The organism is Pseudemcibacter sp. (assembly GCF_965661635.1).
In the GTDB taxonomy this organism is placed as follows: domain Bacteria; phylum Pseudomonadota; class Alphaproteobacteria; order Sphingomonadales; family Emcibacteraceae; genus Pseudemcibacter.
This window is the reverse complement of the sequence record NZ_CBFIEP010000057.1, coordinates 1-13,232: the sequence shown is the minus strand read 5'-3', so window position 1 is coordinate 13,232 and position 13,232 is coordinate 1. Positions and strand designations below refer to the sequence as shown.

Annotated in this window: 12 protein-coding genes; all 12 read right to left on the bottom strand. The window is 40.4% G+C overall.

Translation table 11 applies throughout. The features are described 5' to 3' along the window. Positions 1-6 precede the first annotated feature (6 nt). Positions 7-567 (bottom strand): ribosome recycling factor, encoded by a 561-nt coding sequence (frr, locus tag ACTF6W_RS04330; RefSeq protein WP_438993318.1) that lies wholly within the window; start codon positions 565-567, stop codon positions 7-9. Between the two features lie 63 nt (positions 568-630). After that, on the bottom strand, positions 631-1,353 hold the full coding sequence (gene pyrH, locus ACTF6W_RS04325) for a UMP kinase (protein ID WP_438993317.1): 723 nt from the start codon (positions 1,351-1,353) through the stop codon (positions 631-633). 157 nt (positions 1,354-1,510) lie between these two features. Then, positions 1,511-2,434: a translation elongation factor Ts gene (gene tsf / locus ACTF6W_RS04320; protein ID WP_438993316.1), complete on the bottom strand. Its 924-nt coding sequence runs from the start codon at positions 2,432-2,434 to the stop codon at positions 1,511-1,513. A 37-nt stretch (positions 2,435-2,471) separates the two neighbouring features. Further along, positions 2,472-3,308 (bottom strand): 30S ribosomal protein S2, encoded by an 837-nt coding sequence (gene rpsB / locus ACTF6W_RS04315; RefSeq protein WP_438993315.1) that lies wholly within the window; start codon positions 3,306-3,308, stop codon positions 2,472-2,474. Between the two features lie 259 nt (positions 3,309-3,567). Beyond that, on the bottom strand, positions 3,568-4,218 hold the full coding sequence (locus ACTF6W_RS04310; RefSeq protein WP_438993314.1) for a hypothetical protein: 651 nt from the start codon (positions 4,216-4,218) through the stop codon (positions 3,568-3,570). A gap of 95 nt (positions 4,219-4,313) precedes the next feature. Further along, positions 4,314-5,030 (bottom strand): NUDIX hydrolase, encoded by a 717-nt coding sequence (locus ACTF6W_RS04305; protein WP_438993313.1) that lies wholly within the window; start codon positions 5,028-5,030, stop codon positions 4,314-4,316. Then, positions 5,031-8,555, bottom strand: coding sequence for a DNA polymerase III subunit alpha (dnaE, locus tag ACTF6W_RS04300; protein WP_438993312.1), 3,525 nt, complete (start codon positions 8,553-8,555; stop codon positions 5,031-5,033). It abuts the gene before it with no gap. A 21-nt stretch (positions 8,556-8,576) separates the two neighbouring features. Beyond that, the gene (locus ACTF6W_RS04295) at positions 8,577-8,978 is read right to left on the bottom strand and encodes a DUF1761 domain-containing protein (RefSeq protein WP_438993311.1); all 402 of its coding nucleotides are present in this window, start codon (positions 8,976-8,978) and stop codon (positions 8,577-8,579) included. Positions 8,979-9,007: 29 nt separating this feature from the next. Continuing rightward, positions 9,008-9,682 (bottom strand): ABC transporter ATP-binding protein, encoded by a 675-nt coding sequence (locus ACTF6W_RS04290; protein WP_438993310.1) that lies wholly within the window; start codon positions 9,680-9,682, stop codon positions 9,008-9,010. After that, positions 9,675-10,931 carry a lipoprotein-releasing ABC transporter permease subunit gene (locus tag ACTF6W_RS04285; RefSeq protein ID WP_438993309.1) on the bottom strand — a complete coding sequence of 419 codons (1,257 nt, stop codon included), beginning with the start codon at positions 10,929-10,931 and terminating at the stop codon, positions 9,675-9,677. The genes ACTF6W_RS04290 and ACTF6W_RS04285 overlap by 8 nt, the downstream gene beginning before the upstream one ends. A gap of 3 nt (positions 10,932-10,934) precedes the next feature. Further along, positions 10,935-12,236 (bottom strand): proline--tRNA ligase, encoded by a 1,302-nt coding sequence (gene proS, locus ACTF6W_RS04280; protein ID WP_438993308.1) that lies wholly within the window; start codon positions 12,234-12,236, stop codon positions 10,935-10,937. Positions 12,237-12,307: 71 nt separating this feature from the next. Beyond that, positions 12,308-12,808 (bottom strand): hypothetical protein, encoded by a 501-nt coding sequence (locus ACTF6W_RS04275; protein WP_438993307.1) that lies wholly within the window; start codon positions 12,806-12,808, stop codon positions 12,308-12,310. Positions 12,809-13,232 lie beyond the last annotated feature (424 nt).

Below are 13,232 nucleotides of genomic sequence, written 5' to 3'. Positions count from 1 at the left end.
TAAACATTAAACCTGCATGATTTCTTCTTCTTTAACCGCAGTCACTTCATCTATGTTTTTAACTGCTTCATCGGTTAGCTTTTGAACATCGTCTTCGTGGGCTTTTTGCTCGTCTTTACCGATATCACCATTCTTTTCCATCGTTTTAATGGTTTCCATTCCGTCACGACGCACATTTCTAACTGCTACTTTGGCCTGCTCGGCATAATTTTTTGCGAGTTTGGTCAATTCAATGCGACGTTCTTCATTAAGTTCCGGAATAGGAATTCTAAGAGTATCACCATCAACTACAGGGTTAAGACCAATACCTGAATTACGAATGGCTTTCTCCACCGATGAAACAAGGCCCTTATCCCAAACATGTACACTAATAAGTCGCGCTTCAGGTGTTGAAACCGTACCTACTTGAGCAATCGGCATTTGTGCCCCGTATGCGTCCACAACGACAGGGTCCAATAAATTTACGGAAGCTCGTCCAGTTCTAAGACCTTTAAATTCACTTTTCAGGCTTTCTAATGCACCATTCATGCGACGTTTAATATCTGATAGATCCAGTTCGGTTGACATTTAATCACTCCTGATTTTTATAATTAAATATAATATAGAATTATTTCCCTAAGATGAACAATATTAAGCGTTGCAAATCTTAGTATGTGCCCCTTGCCCTTTCAAGACATTAGCAAAATTTCCATGCTCATGTATAGAAAAGACCAAAATAGGAATATCGTTTTCTCTAGCCAGTGAAATTGCTGATGCATCCATCACTTTTAAATCATTTTTCAAGACATCCATATATGTCAAAGTGTCATATTTGACGGCATTTGGATCTTTCTTAGGATCAGCATTATAAACACCATCAACTTGTGTGCCTTTAAGGATGGCATCGCACCCCATTTCCGCTGCACGAAGTGCGGCGGCACTATCGGTTGTAAAGAATGGGTTTCCAGTTCCCGCGGCAAACACCACAACCCGCCCCTTTTCCATATGGCGAATGGCTTTACGGCGAATATAAGGTTCACAAACCGACGCTATTGGGAAGGCTGATTGTACACGCGTATCAACACCATTCTGCTCTAGTGCATTTTGCATCGCGAGACTGTTCATCACAGTGGCGAGCATTCCCATATGATCGGCAGATGTTCTATCAAACCCACTGGCAACCCCTGTTACACCACGAAAGATATTACCAGCACCAACCACAAGACACACTTGTGTGCCCATTTCTACGACCGCTTTAATTTCCTCAGCAACTCTTTTTACTACATCTGGCGATATTCCGTAATCCAGCTCTCCCATTAGAGCTTCCCCGGACAATTTAAGTAGCACACGTTTATACTGAGGTTCATTGGCCATAAAAACTTCTCCCTTTTTTAATTACAGTACTTTGCTCTTAAATGGACTATATGTCCATTATGTTTTTAACTTTTTTCGGCGTAAAATACAGTTCGGGCCCAAATACGAAAAGCAGTAAATGCAGAGACGTAATTTGAGCCCGAAAAATAACTATTTATTAGCTGTTCATTGCAGCAACTTCCGCCGCAAAGTCATCTTCTACTTTTTCAATGCCTTCGCCAACTTCCATTCTAGTATAACCAGTAAGTTTAATATCAGTGCCAGCATCTTTTGCAGCATTTTCAATAACTTTTTTGATCTTTGTTTCACCATCAATCACAAATGTTTGCTCAACAAAAACAACTTCTTGATAGAACTTGTTCATGCGGCCAATGATCATTTTTTCAATGATGTTATCCGGCTTACCTGATTCGCGCGCTTGCTCGATTAGAACAGTTTTTTCACGCTCAACGGCTGCGGGGTCCATTTCTTCAATTGTCATTGATTGCGGGTTTGTGGCCGCAACATGCATAGCAAGCTGTTTTCCGAGTGCTTCAAGAACGCCTGCATCTGCATCAGATTCAAGCGCAACCAGAACAGCCAACTTACCTTGGTTAGGGGCAACAGCATTATGAATATATGTTGAAACAACGCCATTTGGAACCGTAAGGCCAACTGAACGACGGAACGTCATATTTTCACCAATTGTACCAACAGCCTCTGTAATTTCAGCTTCAACTGAGTGAGATGCACCAGGGAAAGTAGCAGCATTGGTGGCATCAAAATCCCCTGCATTTTCAAGTGCAACACCAGCAACTGAATTCACAAGCGCTTGGAAACCTTCGTTTCGGGCAACAAAGTCAGTTTCTGAGTTAACTTCAACCGCAACAGCAGTCGCACCGTTTGATGCAACAGCCACAAGACCTTCTGCAGCCACACGGCCAGATTTTTTCTCAGCTTTTGCGATACCTTTTTGACGTAGCCAGTCCATTGACGCTTCGATGTCACCATCATTTTCGGCAAGGGCCTTTTTACAATCCATCATACCTGCGCCAGATTTGTCGCGCAGTTCTTTAACAAGAGCGGCAGTAATTTGAGCCATCATTTCTTCCTTGTTTTAAAATCAATATTTACGAAGATTATTCTTCAGTTTTCTCTTCTGATGCAAGAGTTTCCACAGGTGTTTCCTCAGCCGGAGCTTCTTCAGCAGGTGCTTCTTCCGCAGCAGCAGCCGGGATTTCTTCTACTGGTGCTTCCATCGCACCAACATCAACACCCTGTGAAGAAAGTTCTTGCTGGATACCTTCAAGAACAGAATCTGCAATAAGATTACAATAAAGATCAATTGCACGTGTCGCATCATCGTTACCCGGGATTGGGAAATCGATATTTTCTGGATTACAGTTTGTATCCAAAACAGCAACAACTGGAATACCAAGTTTCTTGGCTTCGGCAATTGCAAGTTCTTCTTTGTTTGTATCAATCACGAAAATAGCGCTTGGAATACCGCCCATTTCTTTAATACCACCAAGTGAACGTTCAAGCTTATCGCGCTCACGTGTCATTTGAAGCGTTTCTTTCTTCGTTAGGCCCGCAAGGTCACCAGAAAGTCTCTCATCAAGAACGTTAAGACGTTTAATTGAGTTAGAGATTGTTTCCCAGTTCGTAAGCATACCACCTAACCAACGGTGGTTTACATAATATTGACCACAACGTTTCGCAGCTTCCGCAATTAGGCCAGACGCTTGACGCTTAGTACCAACGAATAAAACACGACCACCTGCTGCCGTAACGTCACGCACTTGCTCAAGCGCACGGTGAAGTAATGGAACAGTGATTGATAAGTTAATGATATGTACTTTGTTACGTACACCAAAAATGTAATCACCCATACGTGGGTTCCAACGGTGTTTTTGGTGACCAAAGTGAACGCCAGCTTCCAAAAGCTCGCGCATAGTAAATGTAGGCATCGCCATAATAAAATTCCTTTTCCGGTTAATCCTCTGCAGGTGCTGAGTTCTTAAAGAACACCGGTGTGTCGATCCCAATATGTAGGGGATAAACAAATACCTGCATGTGAAAGTAAGCGGTTAATACACCCCTACAACCCAGATATCAAGGCTTTTTTTATGATTTTTGAAGAAAATAACGACTTTTTTTAAAAAAAAATTAAAACCCTAACTATTTTCAAATTACTACTCAGAATTTTACACAATAGACTTTATTATAATAATATTAGTTCATTCCTATTTTACCAATAATTTGCTTAAGATCAGGCTCTTCTAATATACAATTTTCAAAATTGTTAAAACGATACAAGATTGATGACATTATTTTGTTTTGAGTTTCTTTATTAATACTATCATTTACTAATCCTAAAATTACAGCTTCTAAACCAGCTTTTTGAAGATTTTCATCATTCTCCCACTTAAAAAACTTATATTCGTTTATATATTCAATATAATCATGCTCCCCGTATTCTGACATTATGATATCAGTCATGATTTTATCATTTTCTATTTTATAATTACTATTAACAAGAATAGTTACCCTTAAAAGACACACACCAGTCTCATCACTAAACCCTGCCGAATAAGAAATATCGCCATTCCTATGCATTAAGAATAAGTCTAGGTTATCGAATCCTTTTACTGAGAGGATGTTATTAGCCCAATATTTGCCATCCGAAAAATTATTAAAGGCGAACTTATTACCTTTATATAAAGAAAGAGCGGCATCCCCTTTGCATACACCTAGTGGGCAATTTTTTTTATTACTTGAAGCCCTTTCTTGAGCCCCTGCATAATTAATTGAAAAACTAATGTAGATTAATTGAAATATTATCACTGTAATTTTGTAAAAAAATTTTAAAAAATTAAATCTCATAGATCCCCCTTAGTGCTTTAATTTGAAACGATATCTTAGCTTAAACTTTTTTAGTTTCTATTTAAAGAACTGTCTTATAAATCAAATTTTACTCTTCAACCCAAATGTATCTTATCCTGATCCACTTCACCGTATCCGGCAGCGGGATCAATGACACGTTTTCCGTCAATGATTTTTGGCTCAACGGTGATGATTTTGCGCGCTGCGGCTTTTCTAAATGCTTCATCGACCGTTTTTGCTTCCGCCAGTAATTTTAAATTCATGATGGTCGGAAACATCATCAATTCACGTTTTTCTTTAATGAATTCTGGTGGGCTTACCCATTTTAATTCAACAGCTTCTGTGCCATCTGGTGTCGCCACCTGCCCCATTGGTGCCCTCGCAAGGAAAAAGCGGGTATCAAAACGTTTCGGATATATGCGCGGCGTCACCCATCGTGCGAATGGGACAATTTCATCCATATAAAAATGAATGTCCGCCTTTTTTATGATCTCTGAAAATGTGACACTTCCATTTAACAAGCCATCACGGTAATCACCTGCGTTCGTATGATCACCGATAATCAAACCTGTTTCTTCAAATACTTCTCTAAACGCCGTATGGGTCAATTCGCTATAACCTGGTGGAAATGATTTGATGTGTGATGATAATTGATAATCTTCTGGATCCGCTTTGCCGCCCGGAAAAACGTAAGCCCCACCCGCAAAGGCGATATCCTCATGGCGTTTCACCATCAAAACCTCAAGCCCCTCTTCACCATCACGAATAATTAGGATTGAAGCCGAATCTATAAGAGGTGCAGAAGAATTCATTTAAATTTCTTTGGCCTCAATGACACCCTTTAGTGAGGCAACAGCATTTCTTATCGCCGGTGATATTTTATATCGTTCCTTAAGTTCAAGATCCACATCACAATCGGCGAAGTCTTCGTGTTTTACACTCACTTTAAAGGTCACACGGCCGCGACCATTTTGATGGTTGCTTAAAATCTCTTTAATCGCCTCAAGGTTCGATGCGTCCCTCACATATATATCAAGGCCTGTTCCGGTTCGCTGAGCGGCACTATCAATTGTTTCAATCCCTTGTGCCGTAATGCGTGATGCACCATCATCACTGTGGCGAACTTCTGCGTTGATAATAACGGAATTACCACTTTCTAGAATTTCGTCTGCGGATTCTAAAAGTTCAGAAAATAATGTGACTTCAAATCCACCAAACGCATCTGAAAGGCTTAAGAATGCATAAGCCTTACCGCGCTTGGATTTCATTTTACGGATACCTTGTATGGTGCCCGCGAGCTTCACGACCCCGCCTTTACCGCTTGCACGTTCTGCTATTTCAGTGCTTGGGATAACTTTTTGCCTTGCTAAAACAGTCGTATAAGCATCAAGTGGATGAGCGGATAGATAAAAGCCAACGGCTTCTTTTTCACATTTTAACTTTTCTATTAAATCCCAGTCATTTACTTCAGGCAAGATGATTGTATGTTCTTCTACCTGATCACCGAATAGACTGACTTGATTGGAATTACGCTCCTGTGTCGCGAGGTTCATTTCCCTCAGCATCATTTCTACGCCTTGAAGGAGCTGGGCACGATTAGGATTAATGGTATCAAATGCACCGGCTTTAATCAGATTTTCCAGTGCGCGTTTGTTTATTTGTCTTGTATCAACGCGGCTACAGAAATCATCCATATCTTTGAAATCGCCATTCTTGCTGCGCTCTTCAATGAGACTTTCCATTGCAGCTGCACCAACATTTTTAAGCCCGGCAAGTGCGTAACGTACACCTCTAAGCTTACCGTCGCTCATGGCACCGCCTACGCACTCTTCGTCTTTTTCTCCTTCGATAACTTCAGCTGTGAATTCAACTTGTGATTTATTAATATCCGGTGGCAAGATCGGAATATCTAAATTGGTAAGTTCTTGTTTAAAAATATGAAGTTTATCCGTATTGGTCAGATCAAGGGTCATGATCGCGGCCATAAATTCAACCGCATAATTCGCTTTTAAGAAAGCCGTATGATAAGAAACAAGCGCATAAGCGGCAGCATGACTCTTATTAAAGCCGTAACCTGCGAATTTCGCCACTTGATCAAAAATGCCCGCAGCTTGTTTTGGGTCGACGCCTTTTTTATCGGCACCGTCTTGGAAACGGGCACGCTGCTTATCCATTTCAGAGGCAATTTTCTTACCCATTGCACGGCGCAATAAATCCGCATCACCAAGCGAATAATCCGCCAAAATTTGCGCGATTTGCATTACCTGTTCTTGATAAATAATTACGCCATATGTTTCTGTTAGTATTTCTTCGAGCAAAGGATGCAGATAATCTGGATCCTCTTCCCCATGTTTACAAGAGATATACCGGGGAATGTTATCCATAGGACCTGGACGATAAAGCGCCACCACCGCAATAATATCTTCAAACATATCAGGCTTAAGGTTCATCAACACACTTTGCATTCCTGAACTTTCCAATTGGAATACACCGACCGTATGTCCGCTACAAAGAAGTTCAAACGCAGATTTATTATCCAGTGGTGTTTGTTCAAGATCGATTGAAATGTCCCTATCGGCGATATATTCAATCGCTTTTTTAAGAACCGTGAGCGTTTTAAGGCCAAGAAAATCAAACTTTACAAGTCCCGCTTGCTCAACAAATTTCATATTATATTGCGTCACGGGCATATCTGAGCGTGGGTCGCGGTATAGCGGCACCAACTGATCCAATGGTCTATCACCAATCACCACACCCGCAGCATGGGTTGAGGCATGGCGAAAAAGCCCTTCCAACTGAAGCGCAATATCAATCAACCGAGATGTATTAGGATCACCCGCAATTTCTTCGCGTAACTTTTTCTCACTTTCGATGGCCTCTGAGAGGCTCATGGGGTTTGCAGGGTTACTTGGAATTAATTTTGAAAGACGGTCAACCTGTCCATATGGCATTTGCAATACGCGACCCACATCGCGCACAACGGCACGTGCTTGCAATTTACCAAATGTAATAATTTGCGCGACCTGATCATGACCATATTTATCTTGAACGTACTTTATGACCAATTCACGTTTATCCTGACAAAAATCAATATCAAAATCCGGCATAGAAACACGTTCAGGGTTTAGAAACCGTTCAAAAAGAAGTCCGAATTGAAGTGGGTCAAGGTCAGTAATTTTTAAAGCCCACGCCACAACCGAGCCTGCACCGGAACCACGGCCAGGACCAACCGGAATATCATTATCTTTTGACCATTGGATAAAATCCATAACGATTAGGAAATATCCCGGAAAATCCATATTAATTATAATATCGAGCTCATATTCCATCCGGTCAAAATATGGTTTTGCAATTTCTTTTTGCTTATTTTCGTCTTTTTCATCACCATAAACATGGGCTTCAAGCCTTGCTTCAAGTCCTTCTTTGGTAACTTTCCGAAGGCTGTCTGCTTCGCTCATATCTTCACTAATGGTGAATTTCGGCAGGATCGGATCAATAGTTGGTACTTTAAAGGCACATCTTCGCGCAATCACAACGGTATTATCAATGGCTTCTGGTAAATCTTCGAATAGTTTGACCATTTCAGATGTGGATTTAAAATAATGCTCTGGCGTTTCTTTTCTGCGGTCCGTTTGCTCAACGTAATTACCACCTGCAATACATAGTAATGCATCATGTGCTTCATACATTTTTCGTTTTGGAAAAAAGACCTGATTAGTTGCCACAAGCGGAATATCATACTTATAAGCCAGATCAATAAAGGTTCCTTCAAGTTCATCTTGAATTTTCAAACCTTGCCTAGCTATTTCCATATATAGACGACCTGCGAAAACACTATTTAAGTGTTTCAAATATTCTTCCGCTTTATCAGGTTCATCATCTTGAAGTATTTTACCAATCGGACCATTAACCCCGCCCGTTAAACAAATCAAATCACCCGTATAACCGCTCAAATCATCAATAGATATTTGCGGCGTTTCAGAAGGATCAGAATCAAGATGAGCTTTACTAACAAGCACCATCAAATTTTCATACCCTTTTTTCGTTTGCGCAAGCAGCACAAGCCAACCTGGTTCAGGTGCTTTTTGATTGACGTTATCAGAAGCGCCTTCATGGCGAATAGCAAGAGTACATCCGATAATCGGTTGAACCCCTTGTGGTGGCAGGTTTAGAGATGCATCAAGCGCACCGAACATATTATTTGTATCAGTAATCGCCACCGCTGGCATTTTATTGCCAATACAGTGCTTCCCAATTTCTTTAACCTGAACAGCCCCTTCTGCAAGCGAATATGCAGAGTGCAACCTAAGGTGAATAAATTGTTTATTATTAGACATTTACTATTTTTTTCTAAACCATCACATTAAATTTAAAATAAGCGCTACAATCACAAATTCCTTTACACATTGGGTCGCATATATCAGGAACAATTTCAGACTGCGGTCTTCGAATGCGAATGAAAGCCCCATCTGTGCCGATGTTACCCCCAATGCCATTATAACAGTTACGGCAAGCGTCGTTCTTAAATCCAATGCCATAATTTGAAACAAGATTGCCATGGAAAATACAACCAGTAAACAGGTACCAACTGCAATAAGCAGTGCATTTAAGGGGCTACCTAAATCTTCTTCTTTTAACCCCACCTCTGCCAACCATGCATTGCCAAATAGCATCTTTGAATACCATAGGCCACCGACCATAAACTTAGCAATTGTTGCAAGAACAATAGCTAAATAATTTAATTCACTAAAGCTTAGCATATACCCTCTCCCTATAAGATGAACTCCAATTATATTTGGATGATTCCTTCTTTTAAGGTTACAGTACGGTCCATCCTATCTGCAAGCTCATTATTATGGGTTGCAATTAATGCTGATATGCCTTCTTCTTTGGAGAGCGATAAAAGAACATCCATTACCTCATTACCAGTTTTTTCATCGAGGTTTCCTGTCGGCTCATCAGCCAAGATTAATCTTGGTCTATTGGCCAATCCTCGTGCGATCGCAACACGTTGCTGCTCACCGCCTGATAGTTCTGCCGGTCGATGACTTATTCTTTCACTTAATCCCATCTTACTAAGTAAGTTTTCTGCACGTTCTTTTGCAACTTTACTAGCGACACCCGCAATTAATTGCGGCATCACAACATTTTCGAGGGCGGTAAATTCCGGCAAAAGATTATGAAATTGATAAACAAAACCAATTTCTAGTCTTCTGATTTTCGTGCGCTTTATATCGGTTAAATCCTTTGTTGGAATGCCGGACATAATGACATCCCCTTGATCCGCCCGTTCAAGTAGCCCCATAATATGCAATAAAGTTGATTTTCCCGCGCCTGAAGATCCCACAAGGGCAACAACTTCACCACTTGAAATCGATAAACTTATACCTTTTAAAATTTCTAAGTGATGCTCACCTTGGGTAAAGCTTTTATATATATCCTTTATTTCTACTATATTACTCATACTTCAAAGCCTTTACAGGGTCTGTATTCGCGGCTCTTATAGCAGGGAATATTGTTGCCAATAATGAAAGAACTAATGCAACAAGTGTAACTGCTATCACTTCTGAACTATCAACTTTTGACGGAATTTCAGTAATGAAGCGCGTTTCCGCATCCCAAACGGTTGCACCCGTCATTGCTTCAATTAAATCCGCCACCCATTGAAGATGATTTGCAAGATATATACCGCCGACAACACCAAGAAATGTACCGAGAAAACCAATACTTGAGCCAATGATAAAGAAAATCCGTGTCACCGAAGAACGCGATGCCCCCATAGTTCTGAGGACAGCAATGTCGCGCGTTTTGCTTTTTACCAACATAATCATCGTCGATATAACGTTAAAAACGGCAACAACGATTATAAGCGAAAGAATAATGAACATCGCATTTCGTTCAATCTGAAGAGCATTAAAAAATGATCTATTTAATTGTTGCCAATCAATAATTCGGCCAGCGAGTCCGGCTTCAACAATACGTTGAGATAGCTCTGGGTATACTTCCGCAACCATATCGGCATGGGTTAATGTAACTTCAAGTGCTGCGACCTGATCATCATATTGAAAATAATTTTGTGCGTCGGGTAGTGAAACGAAGAAATAACTCGAATCATAATTATATTCACCAACCTCAAAAATAGCCGATACATAGAATTGTTGAATTCGTGGTACAGTACCAAAGGCAGTAATTCTTCCCTTTGGTGACATCAAAGTAATATCGCTACCAATTTCAAGACTGTATCTATCAGCTAATCTTTTACCAATCACGATATCATTTTCACGGTCCCCAAAATCATCCAGTGTACCAGAAACAATATTATCCGAAACCAAGCTCTGACTTCTTAAATCATCAGGTTTGACACCACGAACGAGGGCAAATGTACCATTATCGCCCATCATCGCCATTGCCTGACCTTCTAAAATAGGTCTTACTTTTACGACATTATTCACCGTTGAAAGCTGATTAGCGGCCTCATCATAATTTTCCATTTTTCCGCCAAATGGCTGATAAAGAATATGTCCATTAAAGCCGATCACTTTTCCAAGCAGCTCTTCACGAAAGCCCCCCATAACAGACATGGTTACGATAAGCGCCCCTACCCCAAGAAAAATACCAAATAATGAAAACAAGGCAATTACGGTAACAAAGCCATCATGCCCCTTAACATTTAGGTATTTGAGTGCAACTTTCCACTCGTAACTTCTGAACATATATTATCCTAACTTTGCAAGTAGTTCTTCTTCAGAAAGCTCAACTCGCTCACCAGTGCGTCTATTCTTAAGCTCAAGCACGCCTTTTTCTAATCCTTTAGGGCCGACGACTACCTGCCACGGAACACCAATTAGATCCATATTGGCAAATTTCGCACCAGCACCTGCATCACGGTCATCATAAAGCACTTCAATGCCCGCAATTTCCATTTTTTCATAAAGTGTGTCACATGCATTTGTGCAATTTTCATCTTTAAATCGCAAATTAATCAAACCAACCTTATATGGCGCAACAGATTCCGGCCACATTATACCATTATCATCATGATTTGCTTCAATTAAGGCGCCAACAAGACGAGATACACCAATTCCGTATGACCCCATCTCTACATCGACTTCTTTGCCATCTGGACCAGCCACTCTTGCGCCCATACTTGCAGAATACTTAGTGCCGAAATAGAATATATGTCCAACTTCAATGCCTTTGGCCGTTTTTAAATCAGCCGCATCAACCGGGCAATTATCCACATCATGCTTTTCTTCTTCCATAGCGTATAGCCCTTGGAGCTTAGCAACGGTTTCATCGTCGATATCACCAGTAAGGCTCGAAAGGTCAAAATCTTCAATAGCTTTATCATAATGAAGTGTGCTTTCACCGGTTTCGGCAAGAATTTGGAACTCATGACTTAAATCACCACCAATTGCCCCCGCGTCAGCACGGACAGGTATAGCAACAAGGCCAAGACGTGCGAATGTACGTAAATATGCAACATACATTTTATTATAAGATTCTTTTGCCGCTTCAAAATCAAGATCAAATGAATAATTATCCTTCATCAAAAACTCACGACCACGCATAATACCAAAGCGAGGACGAACCTCATCACGGAATTTCCATTGAATATGGTATAAATTAAGCGGCAGATCTTTATAACTTTTGACATTATTCTTAAATAGATCAGTAACCATTTCCTCATTGGTCGGACCAAAAAGCATATCACGGTCGTGTCTATCGGTAATACGTAGCATCTCTTTTCCGTATGCGTCATAACGGCGGCTTTCCTGCCAAAGTTCTGCAGGTTGAATTGTCGGCATCAAAAGTTCAATTGCACCCGCACGATTTTGTTCTTCACGAACAATATCGGCAATTTTATTGAGTACGCGTAAACCCGTTGGCAACCAAATGTAAATCCCCGCGCTTGATTGACGGATCATACCGGCGCGAAGCATTAATCGATGGGATACTATTTGAGCTTCAGAAGGGTTTTCCTTCATAGTAGGGATAAAATGTTTAGAAAGACGCATAACGGACCTTAAAATTTTTTAAAAAATAAAATTGATATAGCTGTTTATAGCAAAGGTTTGCCCGACTGCAATTACCTTTTCACAATTGGACGCTTTTTTCCGTTTCTTTCCGCATTACAAAGCATATATATTCTATTTTTATCAGCTTGGCGAAGCGAATTCCCATTCCAGAGCACATCACCATCCTTAACGGTTACCCGACCTAAAATAATTCTACCTTCTTGTGAACCGGTTAAACCGAATTTTTCCGTCGCATTCGCATCTTTAAGTGCATCATGGATCATATAAAATGAATATCCATTTTGACCTAAGCCTAGAGCATTTCCACCACCATTTATATCGGCAGGAACAACATCACGACCCATCACGTCTTTGCCTGACTTATAGTTTACACTATCATCAGGTATATGAGGCGTTAACAGCTGGCAATGTTCAGGAGTTACAAGGATTATTTGTTCGGCGTCTATTGGTACAGTTTGAAGAGCGGGAACATCAACGGATTGAGCACGACTATTTACTATCCCTAACAGCGGAATATAAAGTAGCAATACTTTAAGGGCTCTAATCATCATTTATCTCCTTATTATACCATATGGGAAAACATCTTATAAGATCAATATGTGGCAATATTATCACATGTTACGAAATTATGACAGTTTGCCTAATTTTTCGAGTGACACAAGCGCTTCAGTTTACTAGATTTATTTCACAAGTGAGGCCCAAGTTTGGGAGTGAGGAAACTCTTATAATAATAAAAAAGATTTGGTAACTAATCACTACACCAATAAAAAGCAAGGTTTAGGCCTTGCTTTTTTTGTGCCTTAAAGATTTATTCTAATGATTAAGTTATTGAAATTAAGTCAAAATAATCAATAACACCCACCAAAGCGACAAAACAAATCGTAATGATCGTATTTAGGATCATTTTCTGTTTTATATTTGCATGAATTGGCGAACCAATCTCAACGCCATCTTCTAAAGTTTCGTCGGTTTCAT

Bases quoted from the DNA above. Each gene is read 5' to 3' on its own strand.
- ACTF6W_RS04285 (WP_438993309.1), bottom strand. From the start codon at position 10,931: ATGTTCAGAAGTTACGAGTGGAAAGTTGCACTCAAATACCTAAATGTT.
- frr (WP_438993318.1), bottom strand. From the start codon at position 567: ATGTCAACCGAACTGGATCTATCAGATATTAAACGTCGCATGAATGGT.
- dnaE (WP_438993312.1), bottom strand. From the start codon at position 8,555: ATGTCTAATAATAAACAATTTATTCACCTTAGGTTGCACTCTGCATAT.
- ACTF6W_RS04275 (WP_438993307.1), bottom strand. From the start codon at position 12,808: ATGATGATTAGAGCCCTTAAAGTATTGCTACTTTATATTCCGCTGTTA.
- ACTF6W_RS04310 (WP_438993314.1), bottom strand. From the start codon at position 4,218: ATGAGATTTAATTTTTTAAAATTTTTTTACAAAATTACAGTGATAATA.
- ACTF6W_RS04290 (WP_438993310.1), bottom strand. From the start codon at position 9,682: ATGAGTAATATAGTAGAAATAAAGGATATATATAAAAGCTTTACCCAA.
- ACTF6W_RS04305 (WP_438993313.1), bottom strand. From the start codon at position 5,030: ATGAATTCTTCTGCACCTCTTATAGATTCGGCTTCAATCCTAATTATT.
- pyrH (WP_438993317.1), bottom strand. From the start codon at position 1,353: ATGGCCAATGAACCTCAGTATAAACGTGTGCTACTTAAATTGTCCGGG.
- proS (WP_438993308.1), bottom strand. From the start codon at position 12,236: ATGCGTCTTTCTAAACATTTTATCCCTACTATGAAGGAAAACCCTTCT.
- ACTF6W_RS04295 (WP_438993311.1), bottom strand. From the start codon at position 8,978: ATGCTAAGCTTTAGTGAATTAAATTATTTAGCTATTGTTCTTGCAACA.
- rpsB (WP_438993315.1), bottom strand. From the start codon at position 3,308: ATGGCGATGCCTACATTTACTATGCGCGAGCTTTTGGAAGCTGGCGTT.
- tsf (WP_438993316.1), bottom strand. From the start codon at position 2,434: ATGGCTCAAATTACTGCCGCTCTTGTTAAAGAACTGCGCGACAAATCT.